Source organism: Hymenobacter sp. FMD4 (genome assembly GCF_058932745.1).
Genome location: NZ_JBZYWH010000022.1, coordinates 32,007 through 51,703, shown reverse-complemented (window position 1 = coordinate 51,703; position 19,697 = coordinate 32,007). Strand labels below are relative to the sequence as shown.

At 59.4% G+C, this 19,697-nt stretch carries 12 protein-coding genes; 5 read left to right on the top strand and 7 right to left on the bottom strand.

Features of this window, described 5'->3' with window-relative positions; translation table 11 throughout:
• Nucleotides 1–190 precede the first annotated feature (190 nt).
• From rpsU to hpf, 3 genes are all read left to right on the top strand, one after another.
• Nucleotides 191–382 (top strand): 30S ribosomal protein S21, encoded by a 192-nt coding sequence (rpsU, locus tag AC5FXY_RS17495; RefSeq protein ID WP_493558002.1) that lies wholly within the window; start codon nucleotides 191–193, stop codon nucleotides 380–382.
• Between the two features lie 166 nt (nucleotides 383–548).
• Nucleotides 549–1,436, top strand: coding sequence for a tyrosine-type recombinase/integrase (locus AC5FXY_RS17490; protein WP_493558001.1), 888 nt, complete (start codon nucleotides 549–551; stop codon nucleotides 1,434–1,436).
• Nucleotides 1,437–1,468: 32 nt separating this feature from the next.
• Entirely contained in the window at nucleotides 1,469–1,768 is a 300-nt protein-coding gene (gene hpf, locus AC5FXY_RS17485; protein ID WP_493558000.1) for a ribosome hibernation-promoting factor, HPF/YfiA family, read from the top strand.
• 80 nt (nucleotides 1,769–1,848) lie between these two features.
• Here hpf and metK read toward each other — a convergent pair whose 3' ends face one another.
• Nucleotides 1,849–3,111 carry a methionine adenosyltransferase gene (gene metK / locus AC5FXY_RS17480; protein WP_493557999.1) on the bottom strand — a complete coding sequence of 421 codons (1,263 nt, stop codon included), beginning with the start codon at nucleotides 3,109–3,111 and terminating at the stop codon, nucleotides 1,849–1,851.
• Nucleotides 3,112–3,416: 305 nt separating this feature from the next.
• Between metK and AC5FXY_RS17475 the strand changes: the two genes are divergently transcribed.
• A complete protein-coding gene (locus AC5FXY_RS17475) occupies nucleotides 3,417–4,244 on the top strand; it encodes a phosphatase PAP2 family protein (RefSeq protein ID WP_493557998.1) in 828 nt (275 codons plus the stop codon).
• 95 nt (nucleotides 4,245–4,339) lie between these two features.
• On the opposite strand, the gene AC5FXY_RS17470 is transcribed toward AC5FXY_RS17475, so the two are convergent.
• The 4 genes from AC5FXY_RS17470 to AC5FXY_RS17455 form a co-directional block, all read right to left on the bottom strand.
• Nucleotides 4,340–5,263, bottom strand: a complete 924-nt coding sequence (locus AC5FXY_RS17470) for a hypothetical protein (protein ID WP_493557997.1) — start codon at nucleotides 5,261–5,263, stop codon at nucleotides 4,340–4,342.
• A 212-nt stretch (nucleotides 5,264–5,475) separates the two neighbouring features.
• The gene (locus AC5FXY_RS17465; protein WP_493557996.1) at nucleotides 5,476–7,944 is read right to left on the bottom strand and encodes a prolyl oligopeptidase family serine peptidase; all 2,469 of its coding nucleotides are present in this window, start codon (nucleotides 7,942–7,944) and stop codon (nucleotides 5,476–5,478) included.
• A gap of 169 nt (nucleotides 7,945–8,113) precedes the next feature.
• Nucleotides 8,114–8,797, bottom strand: a complete 684-nt coding sequence (locus AC5FXY_RS17460) for an HD domain-containing protein (RefSeq protein ID WP_493557995.1) — start codon at nucleotides 8,795–8,797, stop codon at nucleotides 8,114–8,116.
• Nucleotides 8,798–8,800: 3 nt separating this feature from the next.
• Nucleotides 8,801–10,489 carry an amidase gene (locus tag AC5FXY_RS17455; RefSeq protein ID WP_493557994.1) on the bottom strand — a complete coding sequence of 563 codons (1,689 nt, stop codon included), beginning with the start codon at nucleotides 10,487–10,489 and terminating at the stop codon, nucleotides 8,801–8,803.
• Nucleotides 10,490–10,624: 135 nt separating this feature from the next.
• Between AC5FXY_RS17455 and AC5FXY_RS17450 the strand changes: the two genes are divergently transcribed.
• Complete coding sequence (locus tag AC5FXY_RS17450) at nucleotides 10,625–12,040, top strand: PQQ-dependent sugar dehydrogenase (RefSeq protein WP_493557993.1); 1,416 nt, start codon at nucleotides 10,625–10,627, stop codon at nucleotides 12,038–12,040.
• Nucleotides 12,041–12,118: 78 nt separating this feature from the next.
• On the opposite strand, the gene AC5FXY_RS17445 is transcribed toward AC5FXY_RS17450, so the two are convergent.
• Together AC5FXY_RS17445 and AC5FXY_RS17440 are read right to left on the bottom strand one after the other, a co-directional pair.
• On the bottom strand, nucleotides 12,119–14,569 hold the full coding sequence (locus tag AC5FXY_RS17445; protein ID WP_493557992.1) for a T9SS type A sorting domain-containing protein: 2,451 nt from the start codon (nucleotides 14,567–14,569) through the stop codon (nucleotides 12,119–12,121).
• 113 nt (nucleotides 14,570–14,682) lie between these two features.
• On the bottom strand, nucleotides 14,683–19,485 hold the full coding sequence (locus AC5FXY_RS17440) for a T9SS type A sorting domain-containing protein (protein ID WP_493557991.1): 4,803 nt from the start codon (nucleotides 19,483–19,485) through the stop codon (nucleotides 14,683–14,685).
• Nucleotides 19,486–19,697: the final 212 nt, after the last annotated feature.

Sequence of the window (19,697 nt, the reverse complement as noted above, 5' to 3'; positions counted from 1 at the left end):
ATTGGGCTGTTTGCAGCAGTAAACGTTGATTTAAGGCTAACTAACTTTTTGCTCTGCTTTACCTCGTTAGGGGCTTCAAAGCAGTCCGTCAAGCTTTTGCGGCAAAAAATCAGCGACATCAGTATAATCATCTGAAATCAGTGATTATCTTTGCAGCCCTCAAACTCTGAAACTCACGCTTTCTTTTTTTATGCTCATCGTCCAGATCAAGGAAAACGAGTCGGTTGACCGCGCGCTGAAGCGTTTCAAGAAAAAATTCGAACGCACTGGTGTGCTGAAAGAGCTCCGTCGCCGGACGTTTTTCCAAAAGCCGTCGGTGACCAAGCGTAAGCAGCGCGAGAAGGCTGCCTACAAGCAGCAGATGTACGGTACGCAAGACTAACTTGCCTGTACCGCCTCGCTTTCGGCTTGGCATCTGACTACAGCTTCACAGCCGGCTGGCTCCGCACTGCGCGGAGCCAGCCGGCTGTTTTTTTATGTTTTGATTTTCGGTCGGGTTTCCTACATTGGCTATCCGCCTGCTGCCGCCCCCGCGGCTTCCCGTATGTATGGAAGCATTTTTCGATTACTTACGCTTTGAACGTCGTTACTCCCCGCATACGGTGCTATCGTACCAAACCGATTTACGACAGTTCCACGACTTCCTGCAGCACACCTACGACCTTTCCGACGCCAGCGCAGCCGACCACACCCTGATTCGTTCGTGGATCGTGACCTTGATGGAGCAGAAGCGCGACCCGCGCACGGTGAACCGGAAGATTGCCTGCCTCCGCTCCTACTACAAGTTTCTGCTGCGCGCGGGCCATATTGTCCGCAATCCGATGCTGCGCATTACGCCGCCCAAGACAAGCAAGAAGCTACCGGATTTCGTACCGGAGGAGCCTCTGAATGTGATGCTCAACTCCTTTCAGTTCGAAGACAGCTTTGCCGGGGTGCGCGACCAGCTGATGCTGGAAATGCTTTATGGTACCGGTATTCGCTTATCCGAGCTGATTGGCATCGGCCATCACGATGTGAGCATATCGGCCCGAACGGTACGCGTAACGGGCAAGGGCAACAAGCAGCGGATCGTGCCGCTGAACCCTTCGCTGATTGCAGTAGTGGAAAACTATATAGTGCGCAAGAACAGCGAATTCGAGGCGGCCAACAACGCCGACGGGCCGCTCATCGTTACTGACAAAGGCAAGCCACTCTACCCGCAGCTAGTGTATCGTACTGTTAAGCACTACTTAAGCCAAATCACCTCGGCGCCCGGGCAGCAACACCCACACGTGTTACGCCATTCCTTTGCCACGCACCTGCTGGGCAAAGGCGCCGATCTGAATGCCATTAAGGAACTGCTTGGGCACGCGAACCTGGCGGCTACGCAGGTGTACACGCACCTGAACATCGACAAACTGAAGGCAGTATTTGAAAAGGCCCACCCAAAGGCCTGAGGTTCATTTTCTCAATCAAAACCCCATACCAGATGAAAGTACAGATGCAATCGGTGCACTTCACCGCCGATCAAAAGTTGCTCGACTTCATCCAGAAGCGCCTCGATAAACTTGAAACGTTTTACGACCGCGTTACCGAAGGCGAAGTGATTATGCGCCTTAATAACAACGACGGCGTTAACAACAAGACAGTTGAAATCAAGCTATTCGTCCCGGGCACTACTCTGTTCAGCCAAGAAAACGCGGCCAGCTTTGAAGCAGCAGCCGACTCAGCAGCCGAACAGCTTAAAAAACAGCTTATTCGTCACAAGGAAAAACAAGTAGCTCACTGAGTTACTACTGCTTACAAAGGAAACGCCCGGCCTGCAAATGCAGGCCGGGCGTTTCCTTTGTAAGCAGGCTGAGTAACAGACTAGAGGCTGAAGGCCTGCTTGATCTGATCTACGTAATCGAGCTTCTCCCAGGTGAAAGTTTCCACCGTGCGGGTTTCGCCGTTGGTCAGCGTCACTTGCTTGGTTTGTGGCTCGCGGCCCATGTGGCCATAAGCAGCCGTTTCACCGAAGATGGGGTTCTGCAGGCCGAAGCGCTGAACAATGGCGTACGGACGCATGTCGAACAGCTGGTCAACTTTCTCGGAGATCTGACCGTCGGTGAGCTTTTGCCCGCTGGCATCGGTAGCTTTGGTGGTGCCGTAGGTGGTCACGTACAGGCCTACCGGCTTGGCTACGCCGATGGCGTAAGCTACTTGCACCAACACCTGATCGGCTACACCAGCAGCCACGAGGTTTTTGGCGATGTGACGGGCGGCGTAGGCAGCCGAGCGGTCAACCTTCGACGAGTCCTTGCCTGAGAAAGCGCCGCCGCCGTGGGCACCTTTGCCGCCATAAGTATCCACGATGATCTTGCGGCCGGTGAGGCCGGAGTCACCGTGCGGGCCGCCGATTACGAACTTGCCCGTGGGGTTGATGTGGTAGGTGATTTCGTCGGTGAAGAGGGCCTGTACCTCGGCGCTCAGCTGAGCTTTCACGCGCGGAATCAGGATGCCTTTTACATCGTCCGAAATGCGACGCAGCATGGTTTCTTCGGAAGCATCGAAGTCGTCGTGCTGGGTAGACACCACGATGGTATCGATGGCCTCGGGCGTGTTGTCGTCAGAGTAGCGGATGGTTACCTGCGACTTTGCGTCGGGGCGCAGGTAGGTCATCTGCCGGCCTTCTTTGCGGATAGCCGACAGCTCGCGCAGCAGGCGGTGCGACAAATCGAGGGCCAGCGGCATGTAGTTGTCGGTTTCGCGGGTAGCGTAGCCGAACATCATGCCTTGGTCGCCAGCGCCCTGATCTTCGGGGTTCTGACGCTCCACGCCTTGGTTGATATCGGGCGACTGCTCGTGCAGGGCCGACAGGATACCGCAGGACTCAGCTTCGAATTTGTATTCGGCCTTGGTGTAGCCAATGCGCTTGATGACCTCGCGGGCCACGCCCTGCACGTCAACGTAGGCTTTGGATTTTACTTCCCCCGCTACGACTACGAGGCCCGTGGTGACGAGCGTTTCGCAAGCTACTTTGGAAGCGGGGTCCTGCCGCAGAAATTCGTCAAGAATGGCGTCAGAGATTTGGTCGGCTACTTTGTCGGGATGGCCTTCCGAGACTGATTCAGAGGTAAACAGATAAGGCATTGCGCTGGTATGGTGCCGGCTTCGGTGAAACCTGAAACTCCTTGAGCGCCCCGGCAGAGCGGCAGGGAGTGGGTCGCAAAGCTACCGAAATTCAGGTAAGTCCGATGGGGGCTCAACAATTCTCTTGCGCCCGCTACAGCCGTTGACCAGACTCGCCGACCTCTCTCTGGTGTATCATGCCGAAGCACTTGCGGCTAAAAAAGCTTACCGGAACACTCCTACCAAGTATCAACCGGCACTGTCGGGCTAACCTTGCGCTTACGGAAGGCGTTTGAGCCAACATCTCCCCTTCTTTCGACCTTCTCATGAAAACGCTTTTCAATTGGCTGCTGCTCGCAACGGCCGCTTTCACTGCCCTCCCTGCCCAGAGCCAAGTACGCTCCCCCTACCAAACCAGCCTTGCCGTGGACGGCCCCGTTACAGGTGGCCTGATGCTGGTTACAGGCATAGCTTTCAATCAAAGCCGCAAAGACAAAGGCCTGACCGAAGCGGAAGTAGCAGCGCTGCGCAAGGAAGATGTCAACGGCTTCGACCGATTTTCGGCAGGCTATTACAACGACAACATCAAGCGCATCAGCGACTACCCCTTCTACGGTTCCTTCGCGGCTCCTTTGGCGCTTATCGCCGCCGATCCAGCCGTGCGCTCCAAGGCTGGCCAGGTAGGCGTGCTTTACCTGCAGTCAATTTCGCTGACGGGCGCCTTGTTTACGGTAGCCATTTCCTCAGTGGAGCGCAGCCGCCCGCTGGCCTACAGCACCGACCCCAACGTAAGCCTTCGCGACCGAAGCAACAACAATTCGAACAACTCGTTTTTTGCGGGCCACACGGCCGCTACAGCGACCAACACCTTTTTCGTGGCTAAGATCTTCCACGATTTCCATCCCGATTCGCCGGCCCGGCCTTACGTGTGGGCTGCAGCAGCGGCCGTGCCAGCGGCGGTAGGTTACATGCGCCTGAAGGCTGGCAAGCACTTCCTATCCGATAACATTATTGGGTACACCGTGGGCGCCGCTTCGGGCATTCTGATTCCGCAACTGCACAAAAAATCTGGCAGCTACTCCATGACGCCGGTACAAGGCTTCAACGCCAACGGCTACGCTTACGGCGGCCTGATGCTGACGAAGCGACTGTAGAAACCAAAACTCTGATTTAACTAACAACAAGCCCCTAATGCGCTGCAGTAGGGGCTTGTTGTTGGTGTAGCTTGGCGTGAGTCGGCAGGCCTTGATTAAGCACCGGCCATTACGGCTGCAGGCTCGGGCAAGGGGCTGGTGAACTGGTCGCGTAGCTTCTCGTAGGCCGTCGGGCTTAAGGCTAAGTACTCCAGCAAATCAGTGGTTTTTTCAGAAGTTTTGCCTTTATCATCGGTTTCGATGATGACCTGCTCCAGAGAAGCATAGCAGCAGGTAGAGTCGCTAGGGGCAGCATAGAGCTTCAGCCGACAAAACACAGGGTCCGCGTTGTCGGCTAGCGGAGCCAGCTCGCCGGCTTGAAGCGCCGTTTGAGCTTCGGCCGCGCTGGTAAACAGTTGTGCCCGTCGGGTCATGGTTTCTTCTTGTGCCCACTCACCGGCCAATTCCGAATAGGGAGCCTTGGCAGCGGCACGGGCCGTAAGCACGGGCAGCAGCACGATTATCCCGGCTTCGATCAGCCATACCAGCCACAGAATTATACCGCTTATTTGGATTCCGAAGATAGACCAGGTTCCATTCTGCGCCACTTGGCTCATGAACTCCGCCATGTTGGCGGGCTGAGTCAGGATAGCCACAAACAATTCGGGATTGAAGGAGGTGCTGGCAATCGACATTTTGCGAATACCGCTACCAAAGGTGTCCACATCGGTGGTATTGACCAGCAGGGTGATATAGACGCCCCACTGCAAGTATTCGGCAGCCAGTCCTACCAGCAGCCCCAAGCCGCTGGCCAGATTAGGATTGCGCAGCTTTCCGAGCCGCACCAGGCGCATCAGGGCCATGCCCAGCACCAAGCCGAACCCCGCAGTGGCTACTGCATTGACATATATCAGCGGGATATACCAGATGGCGTATACATACACCAGCGCCAATACGGCAGCAGCGGACACACCGCCTAGCACGTAAAGCAAGGTACCGCCGATAGAGAATCGATTGGATGGTTGGTAGAAGTCGGTCATAGAAACTAGGTTATTTGCACCCTAAATAGCCTAATTGCATTCTGCTATGCAAGGCCTAATGAGTGGTTTTTAGCGTTATGAGTTTAAAGAGGCTCGGCCAATTCGAGGTATTAGCCCTCTGACAGCCATAGCACAAACCAGCAAAGGCTAACAGGCCGCTTCTCCCGGGGAGAAGCGGCCTGTTAGCCTTTGCTGAGCGTATAAAGTCGCAGTTATCGACTCCCCGTGGCGCCTCCGGTAGCTGGAGTGCCGTTGGCACCCTGCCCGCGCAGGGTGGTTTCGAACAGCTTCAGGATGCGCTTGTACTCATCGGTCCAGGATGAGGGCTCTACGAAGCCGTGGTCTTCCACAGGGTAGACGGCCAGCTCCCAGTTATCTTTTTGCAGCTCGATGAGGCGCTGGGTGAGGCGTACGATATCCTGGAAATGCACATTGGTATCTACCATGCCATGGCACATCAGCAAGTGCCCTTTCAGGCCTTCGGCGTAGTTGATGGGCGACGAGCGGGCATAGGCGATGGAGTCGTTGTAGGGCTCGTTGAGGATATTGTCGGTGTAGCCGTGGTTATAATGGGCCCAGTCGGTGACGGAGCGCAGGGCGGCGCCAGACTTAAACGCATCGGGCTGGGTAAACATGGCCATCAGGGTGATGAAGCCGCCGTACGAGCCGCCATAGATGCCAATGCGCTGCGGATCGACGTTGTACTTGTCGACCAGCAGCTTAGCGCCGTCGATCTGATCTGACAAGTCCTTGCCGCCCATGTAACGGTAGATGCCGGTACGCCAGTCGCGGCCGTAGCCGGCGGAGCCGCGGTAATCCACATCGAGCACGGTGTAGCCGCGGTCGGCCAGCAGGTTGTGGAACATATATTCGCGGAAGTAGGTGCTCCACCATTTGTGCGCGTTCTGCAGGTAGCCGGCGCCGTGCACAAATACCACGGCCGGCCGCGTGGGGTCTTGCTGGGCCGGGCGGTACAGGCGGGCGTACACCGTGGCGCCGTCCTGGGCCTTGAAGGTCACGATTTCGGGTTCGCGCCACTTGTAGCTTTCAAACTCGGCGGTGGTGGAGTGCGTGAGCGGCCGCATTTTGGCGCCGGGCTTGTTGTCCATCACGTACAGCTCCCAAGGCTTGTTGGCGTAGCTGTAGCGCACGGCCAAGGTCTTCTCATCGGGCGACAAGGAAACTTCGTGGGCGCCGGGTTGGGTAGTGATTTGCGTGAGGGCACCACCCTCCACGGGCATGCGGTAGAAGTGCTGCTCGCCGGGGTGGGACTTATTGGCTGTGAGGTACCAGGTTTTCTTATCTCGGCTGAGGCGGGCCTGTTGCACCTCAAAGTTGCCGCTGGTCAGGGCTTTCTTCTGCGCCGAGGTTACGTCCACCGTGTAGAGGTGCGAGTAGCCGGTTTCCTCGCTCTGAAACCACACGCGCTTGCCGTCGGGCATCCAGCCCACGTTCCCGGCTTCGTAGCCGATGCCCGGGCCGTTGATCCAGGCTTCGTCGCGCTGGCGTTCGAGCAGGCTGATTTTCTGCGTGGTGGGGTCGAGGGCTACAATCCACCGATCCTTGTTGTCGGTGGAGCGCACCACCAGGAAAGCGCGTTGGCCGTTCTCGTTCCAGTACGGGCCGTAGGGCGCTACGCGGCGCACTTCGGTGGCCGGTTTGTCTTTGGCCGTTTTGTCGCTTTCGGCGGGCATGGGCGCCTTTGCTTTAAGCTGATACTCTTTCCGGTAAGCGGGCAGCTCGTCGAGGCCTTTCAGCTCTTTGTAGCCCAATACGAAGGTGGTGTCGCGGCCGACGTCGTACAGGCCCAGCTCCTGCGCCGTTTGAGGGGCACCTACCTTATTGCGGGTGTTAATGTCCTCGGTGAAGCCGGAGGCCGTGACGAAGTTGGGCACGATGGCCACCTTGTCGTTGGTCGGGGCTTGCACCAGCGTGTAGGTGACGTAGCGGCCATCGGGCGACAGGCGCAGGTTTTCTACGGTCTGATTGCCGAGGTAGATGGCCTTAGGCCGCAGCTTGGCCAAGGCTTTTTGCACCCGCTCCCGCGCCAGGCGGTCCTGGTCGCGCAGACGAATTACTTCAAACAGCGCCAGCTGCTGGGCGCGCAGGTACTTTTCGGATTTGTCGTTGCTGGGGCCGGCCGGGCGCGGACCGCGGCGGAAGTCGGTTCGCTGCACGGTTTCGCCGGTGGCGGGGTCCCAAGTGAAGAGGTTGCCGCCGCGGGTGTAGCTCACCACGCGGTCCAGCAAAGCAAATGCGGCGTCTGTTTCGCGCTCGGCGGTATTGGTTACGCGCCGCGCTTTGCCCGATTTGAGGTCGAGCAAGTAGATGTCGCCGTCTTTCTCATACACCTTACGGGTGAAGGCGGCATTGTAGTCGCCGCGGGCGGCGGGCAGTTGGCGCTGCTCCGCGAGGCTTACTTTGCGCGGCGCCTTGCCGTCGGGCGTAGTGACGTAGAGCGAGTCACGACGGGCTTTTTCAGGGTTCCACTGGAAATAGATGCGCTTGCCGTCTTCGCTCCAGTAGGCGTTGGAAGGCAAACCGCCCAGCCACTGCGCCGGCTCGCGCATGATCTTTTCTACCGACAGCGGGGCCAGCGCCGTAGTCGAGGTGGGGGAATTTTGAGCCACGGCGACCAGCGGCGACAAAGCCAGCAGCCGCAGCGCAGATGAAAAACGCATAGCGAAAGGGTATTCTGGGAAAAGGCGCAAACCACGCCTGCCAAAGACAAAGCGCCAAGGTAGGCGTTGCAAGGTGCCGAAGCGAAGATTCGGCTGTCCGGCAGAAATGGCCACGCTAACCGATATAGTTCGTGGCGCGGGATTGGCGTAGCGGCCAACGGCAAGCCGATTAGCCGACTGTCAGCTCTTTCAGCTTCGCCCCACTCTCCCACACCTGCAGCTCGGCCTGCAGGTTACGCCGGGCAGCAACTTCCCTCTGCTCACGAGCGTAAGGCGTGCGGTACAAAGGCGAATCAAGCAGCTGACGCAGAACTTTGGCCCGGCCGGGGCGGTAAAGCAGCTCGGGCACCATCCGGTACTCCTGGCGCACTTGGTGGGCGTATTCGGCATACGCGGCGGGTTCAGCACCGAGAATCCAGAGGTCGGCATCAAGCAGTAGGGCCGTGTCTTGGGCGTCTTCGGACTCGGTGGCAGCGTGGTGCTGCGTACGGCGGATGAGGTAGTCGACGCGGGCCAGCTGCTCGGCCGTCAGCTGGCTGCCCTGCAGGTGCCGACGCGCGGCTTCGGCGCTGCGCGCCTCGTTGTCGTGGCGGAGTGGATTGTACACTATATCGTGAAACCAGATGGCCAGCTCGACTACCGCCGAATCGGGCGCATGCTCAGGATGGGTATCGAGCACGCCAAACATGGTGGCGAGGTGCGGCAGCGCGTGGTAATGTCGATCGGAGCCGGAGTAGGCTTTTCGGAGGTAGTCGAACGCAGCTGCGCTGGCAGCCCCCGGCAGCAATGGCGCTACCTTGCGCTGCCAGCGGGCCGCCAACGCTTCCGAAACGGATGCGGTTTGGTCACGCACAGGTTAGAAATTTAGCGGCGGGTGCTTTTCGTCATGCTCCGTAGCGTCCTGGAAAGCTTTGGCCAAAGCCAACAGCTTGCCTTCCTGGTACAGCTGGCCGGTAAAGGTGATGGTGCTCGGCAGCCCATTGGGACGGAAGCCGTTGGGAACCACCACGGCTGGGTGGCCAGTCAGGTTGGTGATGACCAAGTTGCTGCTGAACGACGGCGCGATGTAGGCGTCCAGGTTTTTGATGCGTGCATCGAGGTCTTCGATAAGTAGGCGGCGGGCCCGCTGGGCTTGGATGTATTCCACCGCCGGTACAAAGCGCGAGGCGCGGAACAGGCTGGGCCAAGCGTTGCGGTCCTGCTTCACCATCTGCGCATCGCGGCCCGAGCGCGTCAGGTCGTCGAAGGCAGCGGCGCCCTCGGCGGTCAGCAAGAAGGTCATGTCGCCCGCAGGCAGCTTGGGCAACCCCAGCTCTACCAGTTGCACCCCAAGCTTGCGCAGGGCATCCAGCACCGCCTGATCGTTGGCTTTGGTGGGGTAATTGCGGTCGAAGTCGGCCTTGACGTAGCCTACGCGGAGCTGCTTCAGGTCGGTATCGAAAGCGTAACGGAAGGCAGGCACGGAGCCCGGTACTGTGAGCGTCGCGGCGTCGCGGGGGTCGAGGCCTTCCAAAGCGGCGAATACCACCGCGCAATCCTCGGCCGAGCGGGTGATGGGACCGGCTTTGTCCATGCTCCAGCTCAGGGCCATGGCGCCGGCCCGGCTTATGCGCCCGTAGGTCGGGCGCAGGCCGGTGGTGCCGCAGGCGGTGCTGGGGCTCACGATGGAGCCCAGCGTCTCGGTACCGATGGCGTAAGGCACCAGGCCCGCCGCTACCGCCGATGCCGAACCGGCCGAGGAGCCGCTGCTGCCCTGCTTAAGGTCCCATGGGCTGCGCGTCATGCCGCCGTACCACACGTCGCCCATGGCTAGCTCGCCCAAGGTAAACTTGGCCACCAGCACGCCGCCCGCGTTGCGCAGGCGCTCCACCACGGCGGCGTCTTCGTCCAAGACCTGATCCTTATAAGGCACCGAGCCCCAGGTCGTTTTGTAACCCTTGGTGCTGAACAAGTCTTTTACCCCGAACGGCACGCCGTGCAGCGGCCCGCGGTAGCGCCCGGCCTTGATTTCGGCGTCGGCTTCGCGGGCCTGCTTGAGGGCCAGCTCCTCGGTAAGCGAGGTTACGCACAGCAGCTTGGGGTCGTATTTTTTAAGGCGAGCCAGAAAGAACTGAGTCAGCTCTTCGGAGCTAATCTGCTTGGTGCGCAGCAGTTCGCCTAGCTGCCGCACGGAGTAAAAGGCCAGGTCGTCGCGGTTGGCGGGCACCGTCACTTTGGCCATTTTGGGCAGTTTACCCCGGTCCACGCGCGCCTTCTGTGCGTCGACGGTCCGCAAGCGCAGCGGCACTGGGTCAAAGACCATCGTAGGTGCAACACTGTTGGGCATATTCAGCTTGCGCAATGCCTCGTAGCTGGCGCGCGATTCGCTTACCTCGCGGCGGGCCGAGTCGAGTTGGGCATCGGAGAAGCGCAGGCCCAGCAGTTCCTGCGCGGCGCGCAGCATGGGCACGGTAACGGGGGCAGGAGTTTCGGCGGTGTGCGTGGTGAGGGCGCCCGCGCCGAAGCACGCTAGGCCACCCACCAAGTAAAGAGCGTATCGTTTCATGAACGTAACAACAAGAGAATCGGCAGCTAGTGCCAGGGGAAAGATCGGAAATAACGTCAATCCAAGTAGCTCACAAAACCGTTATGCAATAGAAGCTTTGGATTATCTGATCATCAACCCGTTAAAGCTTGGTCTATGAAACGTTTTGCCGCACTCGTTTTACTTATTTGTACTGCGCTGGCTTTAAGCCCGACCCACCTCAGTGCCCAACCAAGCACTTATCAGGTCGGTAACACGACGTTGTCGATTTCTACGCTGACTACCGGGCTCGACACTCCCTGGGAAGTGCTGTGGGGGCCCGACAACCGGCTGTACGTGACCGAACGAGGCGGACGCATCAGTCGCATTGATCCGAATACCGGACAAGCCACGGTGCTGGCGACGATTTCGGACGTGACGGAAACCGGTGAAAGCGGCCTGCTGGGCATGGTGCTAGCGCCTGCCGGGGCGAGCAATCAGTACAATGTGTTTGTGGTGTACAACTACACCGCCAACGGGCAGCTTAGGGAAAAGCTGGTGCGGTACCAGTACGCACTCGGCGGAAACACGCTGACGAACCCACAGGTCATTCTGGGCGACATTCCGGCCCAGACCACGCACAGCGGCTCGCGCCTGCTGCTGCTACCCGACAACACCTTGCTCATGACCACCGGCGACGCACAAAATCTCTCGTCGGCTCAGAATCCGCAGAGCCTTACGGGCAAAATCCTGCGGCTCAACCAAGATGGCAGTGCTCCCGCTAATAATCCTACGCCCGGCTCACTGGTATACTCGCTGGGCCACCGCAATCCGCAGGGCTTGGTACGGGCACCCTCAGGCCGCATTTACAGCTCGGAGCATGGCCCCGGCAACGACGACGAGTTGAACCTCATCGAAGCTGGCCGCAACTACGGCTGGCCCACGGTGGAAGGCTTCTGCAACCTGCCGGCCGAACAAACCTTCTGCCAAGCTAACAACGTGCGTGAGCCGCTGGCGGCCTGGACGCCCACGCTGGCCGTGGCAGGCCTCACCTACTACGACCACCCGGCCATTCCGGAATGGCGCAATGCGCTGTTGATGGTAACCTTGCGCACGGGCTTGCTTAAGTCTCTCATGCTTTCTACTGATGGCCTGCAAGTACAGCAGCAAGCCGACTTGTGGAGCGGTACTTACGGACGCCTGCGGGCCATTTGCGTCTCGCCGCAGGGCCGCGTGTACGTGGCCACTTCCAACCGCGACGGCCGCGGTAATCCAGCTGCCAACGACGACCGCATTCTGGTGCTTGAAAACCGCGCCTTCTCCCCCACTGCCGCTCGCAACCGCAGCAGCGCCAGCCTGGCCTTGTACCCCAACCCCGTAGCCGCCGGCGCCCCCGCCACGGTACAACTGCCAGCCCTAACTACCACAGCCGCCGTCACGCTTACCGATCTGCAGGGCCGCGAGGTGTGGCAGGGCCAACTGGCGGCGGGGCAGCGCGCAATAACGGTGCCCGCTACCGCCGCGGGCTTGTACCTATTGCGCGTACGTCAGCCCGATGGCCAGGAACTGCTGGGCCGGCTCCTACGGCAGTAAACCCAGGACCTCATCCGCAATAAAAAAGCGGCGTCTCAGTTGAGACGCCGCTTTTTTATTGCGGATGAGGCAACCTGATTAGTTGACCATCACTTTGCGCGTCAAGGCATTGCCCTCGATCACCACCCGCAGGGTGTAGAGGCCGTGGCTAAGACCTTGCGTGGCAAGCTGCTGCTCGGCAGCACCGTTGCGCACGTTTACCTGCTTTTCAAGCACTACCTGACCCAGCGCGTTGAGCAGCTGTACCTGGGCAGCCGAGGCACTTCCGACACCGGTAAGACGCACCGTCAGCTCGCTACCGTGCACGGGATTCGGGAACACGCCCAGCTCACCGGCAGCCAGCGCGTTGCGGCTGGAAGTGATGGTGCCCAGCGTGAAGGCACCTTGGGTATCTCCCGAGTTGTAGCCCGAAACGGCCATGTAGTAGGTGGTACCAGCCGTCAGACCCGCGAACTGCTGGCGTCCTACGCTCACGTTGGAACCAGTAGAAGCGCGGCAAGCCACCATGGCAAAGCCCGTGGTGCAGTTGCTGGCCGTGAACAGGCGGAGCATACCAGCCGCCGAGCCGGTGATGTTTACGTCAAGCGACGTAACGCCGGTGGGCAGCGTCACGCGGTACCATACGTCTTTAGGCGCCAGCGCGGGCGTGCAAGCCGGCAACATACCGCTTAAACCGCCTACGGTGCTAGTGGTAGCGCCTGAGTTAGTACCGGATACGGCCGTTACCTGGCCGGTGCTGTTAGCCGCTAGTGCCACAGCGCCGCAGGGCTCGTCGTTATTCGGAATAGCAATGGCCGTACGGAAGCAGGCTTCTACCGAAGTGTTGCTGACGCCAACTTGCGAGCCGCAATTTTTAGTCACGTAGAAGCAGTACTCCGTGTTCGGCTGCAGGGTGGTCAGGGTCGTTGTGGGCGTAGTGAGGTTGTTTATGGTCGTACCCTGGCTCGGGGTGAAACCACGCGGGCCGTACGTTACGCTGTAGGTTTCGCCCGCGGCCAGCGTGCCAGCCCAAGTCAATACAGCGCCATTGGCCGTTACGCTGCCAGCTGCTGGTACAGTGGGCGTAGCGCAGGCGCCGGGAGGCGTAAAGGAACGCACGCAGATGTTGGCGACACCGGTGGGGGTGGCATTGCCATACACCCACACGCGAATGTACACCGTGCTGCCGGGCGTCAGGCCCGTGCGGCTGATCGAGGAGTAGTTGAGGTTGCCGTCGTCGTCGTCGCACTCAATGGCCGTGAGATTGGCACAGGTTCCCGAGTAGATTTCCATTCCCGTGTCGATGGTGGGAGCTCCACCCACAGAGTCAGTTTCAAATACCAAAGAGCCGTTGGCGGGCACCGTTATTTGGAACCATACATCACCACCCGAGTAGCTGGCGCAGCTGGGAGTAGGGGCCCCAGTCGACGAAGATGCGCCGGTCAGGTTAAAGCGGGTGCGGGTGGTACAGGCATTGCCAGTGGCTACCTGCAGCGTCTGGGCGGAGGCGCAGTCGTTGTTGGTAGGAGGCGGCAGATTGGTAGTGAAGCTGGCGGGGCCCGTGCGGGGGCTATTGCCGGTCGTACCGCCGCAGTTCTGCGTCACGTAGAACTGGTAGCCAGTGTTAGGCGTAAGGCCCGTCAGCACCACATTGGTAGCCGTAAGGCCCGTGCGTACTGTGCCCGAACCAGGCGTAAAGCCCGTGGGTCCATATTCTACGGTAAATGTTCCACCGCCGCTAGCGGCCCAGGAGAGCGTAGCACCCGTGCTGCTAAGGGCAGTAACCGCCAGCGTACGCGGCGCCGGGCAACCCGTAACGGGTGCGGGCGTGAAACCATAAACCTGACCCGTGGCAGGCTTGGTGCTGATATTGTTGGTTTCAGTGGTTGAGCTGGTGGTGGGAGTTGCTGTAGCGCTGCTCAACGACAGGAACGAGCCCGAGCCGGTGCCCACACCCGCCAAGCCAATGGAAGCTGAAGGCGTATCCAACGCTCCAGTCTCCTGCTGGTAAACGAACTCAACGCGGTTGGTACCCTCGTAGAGCTTCACCTGAAAGGAAATGTTTGGACTGGCAGCCGTATAGCGCCAGCGCCAGTTCCGCCATTCCATTGTAAACACCCGGTTTGGGGCTGTGCCTGTGGTTGCATAGCTAGCCGTGCCCGCACCGCCGTGCAGATCGTCCCACAGCGGAGCCACCAAAGGCCGAATACTAGCGGCACCGGTACTAAGATTGTTGCTTAGGTCGCTCGAGCTTGCAGTAGCATTAAACGTAAGCCAGCCGTTTGAAGAGGCCTTCACCTGGGTAAACGATACCCCGTCGTAGGTAAATGTGAAGCCGATGGGCAGGCTAGCCGACAAGGCGTCGTCCACCTGAATGGAGGCGACAGCAGTACCGCCGGTTACGGGTGTGTACGTACCCTGCGTCGCTGCAAACGTGTAGGTGTCTACTTGAGCTTGTGCTGTACTAAGGCCAAGCGCCATTGCCACTCCCAGCAGAGCGGCTCGGCGCCAAGCTTTCCATGACTGCCAAACGCGTAAAGATTTTACCATAGGATAATGGGTGAAGGTGAGGAGAGAAAAATGGATGGTTTCAAATCCCAAGAAGCAAAAAAAAAGACAGCAACGCTGCTGCGTTGCTGTCTTTATTGATGAGCCTGGAATCTTTACTCCACTACCACCTTGCGCACCACCGTTTCGTTGCCGATGGTGAGACGCACTTGATAGAGGCCGGTAGCCAGCCCATTGGTTTTCAGCGTTTCGCTCAGCACGCCGTTGCGTAGGTGGGCGGTCTGCTTCAGCACCACCTGGCCCAGAGCGTTCAGCACTTCGCACTGTACGCTGCCAGCAGCTTTGGCGCCGCTTACGCGCACGTTCAGCAACGAGCCGTCGTTCACCGGGTTCGGGAACACTGTTACTTGACCGCCGGCTAGCTCGCCACGTACCGAAGTCACATCACCGATGGTGAAGGCTCCCTGCGGGTCGTTCGAGTTGTAGCCCGAAACGGCCATGTAGTAGGTGGTGCCAGCCGTGAGGCTGCCGAACGACACGCGGCCCATTGCCTGACCGGTACCTGTAGCGGCTTGGCAAGCTACCATGGCAAAGCCTGTGGTGCAGTTGCTAGCTGTGTACAGGCGTACCATGCCGGCCGTCGTGCCATTCACGTTGAAGGCCAAGGTGGTTTGCCCTGCGGGCAGCGTCACCCGGAACCATACATCCTTCGGCGCCAGTGCAGGTGAGCAGGCCGGCAAGAGCCCGGCAATACCCCCTACGGTAGTGGTAGTAGCGCCCAGGGTCGTGCCCGAGGTTACCACCATACTGCCTGCGCTGTTGAAGGTCAACGGCGTAGCCGTGCAAGGTTCGTCGTTGGTAGCAGCTGCGAGGCCGGTCCGGAAGCAGAATGGGCCTGCCCAAGCGCTTTGACCGTTGGTAGCGCCGCAGTCCTGCCGCACGTAGAAGCAGTACTCCCGATCGGGCGTCAGCGCGCTGAGCGTGGTGCTTTGGCTGGTGATACCCGATACCGTGGTGCCCTGGCCTTGGGTAAAGCCTTGCGGCCCGTACTCTACTATATAAGTGGAGCCCGCGGACTGAGTACCGCCCCACGACAAGGAAGCCGTGGTGCTGGTGACTACCGGAGCTGCCGGTGTCAGCGGTGCCGGGCAATTCGGGAGCAGCGAAGCGCAGATGGTGAACGGTCCCTGCGCATCGGTAGCACTGTAGCCTGATACCCGTACGTAGTAGGTCGTAGAGGGCGTCAGGTTCTGCAGGTCGAGGTTCGGAGCTGCTACTGAGCTGCTGGTGGCAGCGCAGCCAATCTGCGTAAACGGTCCGCTGGCGCCGCTTGCCGACGAGAAGGCGCGCAGCTGGCTAGCTGGCACCCCGGTTACGCTCACGCGCACGGCCGTGCTGGTGGGACCAGTAGCGGCAGTGGTGAATCGGAACCATACGTCCTTTGGCGTGGTGCCGGTACCGCAGTTATTCGGTGACGTACCGGGGTTAGCGTAGCCGTTGGCGGTGGTCGTAGTGGCCCCTACGTTTGTAGCAGCTAGCGGCGAGCAGGTCGTACCTACCGTGAGCATAATGGCACCAGCCGGGTCATCGTTGGTAATCTGCGTATTGAACACTACCGGGCCACCTGCCGCGGAATTGGCAGTGCCGCAGTTTTGCGTTACGTAGAACTGGTAAGGCGTACCTGGCGTCAGGCCGGTTACGGAGTAGGTAGTGCCCGTGATATTCGGTACCGACGTGCCTTGACCCTGGGTAAAGCCGATGGGACCGTACTCCACCGTGTAAGTGCCCGTGCCGCCAGCTACCCAGTTCAGCACAGCCGAAGTAGAGGTAATGTTGGTGACCGTGAGGCCAGCTGGCGAGAGGCAGCCCGTAGCCGACTCCACGCGCACGTTGTCCAAACCGATGTCAGTAGAACCGAAGTCCGAACGACCCCGGAAACGGATAACAGCCGTGGCCGATGTTGAGGTCAGCGGCAGCGCCTGGTTAGTCCAGCTAGCAGCTTGATTAAAGCGTAGCAGGGCCGGGCCGAAGGTTTGGCCACCGTCCGTCGACAGGTGCACCGTCAGCGAATCGGTGCCCGAAGTATTGAGGAAGTCAAAGGTCAGACGCTTATTGCCGGCCTGGCTCAAGTTCACGTACAGATCTAACGTGCCTACGGTACCCGAGGTGCCATACGAGCTGTGGAAGCGAGCGGAGTTGGTGCCTTGGCTGCTGGCGGGCGTATAAGCGCCGAACGTCGGGCTGGTCCAGAAGCCAGCACCGTCATCGTTGCGACGCCACGAAGCGTCTGCATCGGTCGATGCGGGCGTGCTGCGCCAGCTGTTCGAAGGTACGTCGCGCGTGGTGCAGGCGTCTACCCAAGTGTTGTCGAAGCCTTCGATTACGGGCAGCGTAGCGTAGGCCGGAGCGTTCAGCGTTACCTGCACCGGCGTGGAGTTAGCTGACTGGCCCGAGCACGTCAGCACCGCGCGGAAGGAAGTCGTAGCCGTCACCGGAGCCGTGGTGTACGTAGAGTTCGTAGCGCCGGTGATGTCGGTGTAAGTGGTGCCGTTGGTTGAGCTCTGCCACTGATAGGTCATGCCCGTACCGAACGAAGCGCCTTGCAAACCCAGCGTAACGGCTGTGGGCGCGCAGATGCTGGTGGTGCTAGCAGTAGCGGCCCCGGCCGTGGGCGGTGCTGTGCACGGAGCAGCAGGCGCAATGCTCACAATATAGTCCTCTGTTTCGCCGGTAGCCATGTTGGCGCAGGCGTCACTAGCTGCGTTGGGATTGCCACTCAGGCGGCTGCGCACGCGCATACCAGTCTGCCCCACGGCCGCGCCGGTTGGGATGGTGATTGATACCGTCGAAGGCTGGTTGGCCGTTGAAGCAGTGGCTACTTGCGTCCACTCTGAAGCCTCAAAGGTGCCGTTCTGATTGAAGTCAAACCACACCGAGATAATGGCGGCTTCCGGGGTAGTTACGCTCACCTGGTAAGTCACACCTGGGTTCAGCACGGCGGTGGTGCTGCCGCTAGCGGGCCAAGCGGTGTAAGCACCGCCGTTTACCACGTTGCAGCTTGTATTGGGGTTATTCAGCGCAGTGTTGGCAATGGCTACGCCCGAAATGTTGGCATTGCCGGAACCGCAGGACGAACCCAGGTTAGTGTTGCAGTACGTAAAGGTGTTGCTGGTCGTGAATTTGTTCACGGCGCAGCCGGTGGCCGGACCGTTCGCGTTGCGCGGTACTACTTGATAGTAGTAGTCCGTATTACCTGCCAGGCTCATCGTGGGCACGTAGCTTGTGCCCGTTTGGTTGCTGCTTACCAAGGTCATGGTAGTCGCACTCGTACCAAAGTACACGTCGTAGCCCGTGGCGACACCGCCGCCGCTGCTCCAGTTAATGGTTACGGGGCGCAATACGCCGGTTGCGTTATTGGCAGGCGATAGGTTGGTGGCGCAGTTCGGCACACCACTCAGCACATCCAGCGCTACGTTATCGAGGCCGATATCGGTAGTACCGAAATCGGAGCGCGCCCGAAAGCGAATAACAGCCGTCGACGAGGTCGAAGTCAACGAAACGTTCCGTGGCGTCCAGGCAGCAGCTTGGTTGAGGCGCAGCAAGGCCGGACCGAAGGTCTGGCCACCGTCCGTCGAAAGGTGTATTGTCAACGAGTCGGTGCCGGTGGTGTTGATGTAGTCAAATGACAGCACTTTGTTGCCGGTCTGGCTCAGGTTCACGTAAAGATCCAGCGTTCCTACCGTCCCGGAGGAGCTATTATAGGTGTGGAAGCGGGCCGAGTTGGTGCCTTGGCTGAAGGCCGGCGTGTATGCACCCGAAGTCGAGGTCCAGCCAGCAGCCGTACCGTCGTCGTTGCGGCGCCACGAGTTGTTGCCCGACGAAGGCGTGGTGCGCCAGCTGTTGCTAGGGGCGTCGCGGGTGTTGCAAACGTCAATCCAGGCCGCATCGAAGGTCTGGGTTACGGGCAGAGTTGCGTAGGTAGGCGCATTCACCGTCACCTGCACCGGCGTGGAGTTAGCCGATTGGCCCGAGCAGGTCAGTACGGCCCGGAAGTAAGTCGAAGCCGTTAGCACCGGCGTCGTGTAGTTGGCGTTGGTAGCGCCGGTGATGTTGGTGTAAGTGGTGCCGTTGGTCGAGCTCTGCCACTGATAGGTCATGCCCGTGCCGAACGAAGCACCCTGCAATGACAACCCAACTGTGGAGCCGCCGCATACACTAGTAGTAGTAGCAACGGTAGTGCCCGCTGTGGGAGGCGCGGTGCAAGCTGAGCCAGGCGTATAAGAAATCCGCACCGTCGGCCGACGGTTACCGTACGAAGCAGCCGTCAGGTTGGTCGTGTTGGTGAGAGCCGAGCTATTGGCGTACCCTAGGCCCAGATCCGTGGCGGGGTTGGTCACAAAGTTGATGACACCCGTAGCGGTACCCTGCTTCTCATGGTCGGCCAGAATCAGCAGGCTGCCTCCGGTGTACGTAAACGGCTGCTGCAGCGCCACCGAAAAATAGGTACCAGCTGCTCCGGTTACCTGCTGCGTAGTGGAGGTGTAGACCTGCGTAGTGCCGGTGTTCAGCGTGCCCCAAGGTTGGGTGGTGCCTAGCGAGGTCTGCGCGGTATTGTTCAACCACACCGTGAAAGTGTTGTTGCCGGTCAGTTCACCAGCATCCGATTTCAGCCACTCCAGTTGGGTGATAACTGCACCCGTCGGTATGTTCAGCTCTGCCGCCGTGTAAAGGTGTGCGTAGCGCGAGTAGTTGAAGGTGGAAGTAGCCGAGGAGCGGTAGATTGGGCCATACAGGTAGGAACTGGTAGCCGGCGCTACTACGGGCACCGTGGTGGAGCCGATAGTTACCGTTTGAGCCCATGCGCTGGCAGCAGCTAACCATAAGGCCATGGTTAGCCACCACGAACGCAGACTATGCCGGGGTGACGGCGTAGGCCACATACGTAAAGGTTTGTGCATGTAAGAGGGTTTAGGAAGGGTGGAAAACAACTGTAGCCTGCTTGAATCCAACGACTACTGACTGCTAAAACTAAGCTCATCTGCTGGATATAAAAATATTATTGTGTGGAATTGAAACTTTTTTTCAACCAGATTAAAGTATAAATAAAGCCGGCAAAATATTTGCTAAGTACAATCCAATGAATTGCTCAGCTTGCTTGCGTTGTAAGGGA

Bases quoted from the DNA above. Each gene is read 5' to 3' on its own strand.
- AC5FXY_RS17490 (WP_493558001.1), top strand. From the start codon at position 549: ATGGAAGCATTTTTCGATTACTTACGCTTTGAACGTCGTTACTCCCCG.
- rpsU (WP_493558002.1), top strand. From the start codon at position 191: ATGCTCATCGTCCAGATCAAGGAAAACGAGTCGGTTGACCGCGCGCTG.
- AC5FXY_RS17470 (WP_493557997.1), bottom strand. From the start codon at position 5,263: ATGACCGACTTCTACCAACCATCCAATCGATTCTCTATCGGCGGTACC.
- AC5FXY_RS17450 (WP_493557993.1), top strand. From the start codon at position 10,625: ATGAAACGTTTTGCCGCACTCGTTTTACTTATTTGTACTGCGCTGGCT.
- metK (WP_493557999.1), bottom strand. From the start codon at position 3,111: ATGCCTTATCTGTTTACCTCTGAATCAGTCTCGGAAGGCCATCCCGAC.
- AC5FXY_RS17440 (WP_493557991.1), bottom strand. From the start codon at position 19,485: ATGCACAAACCTTTACGTATGTGGCCTACGCCGTCACCCCGGCATAGT.
- AC5FXY_RS17455 (WP_493557994.1), bottom strand. From the start codon at position 10,489: ATGAAACGATACGCTCTTTACTTGGTGGGTGGCCTAGCGTGCTTCGGC.
- AC5FXY_RS17465 (WP_493557996.1), bottom strand. From the start codon at position 7,944: ATGCGTTTTTCATCTGCGCTGCGGCTGCTGGCTTTGTCGCCGCTGGTC.
- AC5FXY_RS17475 (WP_493557998.1), top strand. From the start codon at position 3,417: ATGAAAACGCTTTTCAATTGGCTGCTGCTCGCAACGGCCGCTTTCACT.
- hpf (WP_493558000.1), top strand. From the start codon at position 1,469: ATGAAAGTACAGATGCAATCGGTGCACTTCACCGCCGATCAAAAGTTG.
- AC5FXY_RS17445 (WP_493557992.1), bottom strand. From the start codon at position 14,569: ATGGTAAAATCTTTACGCGTTTGGCAGTCATGGAAAGCTTGGCGCCGA.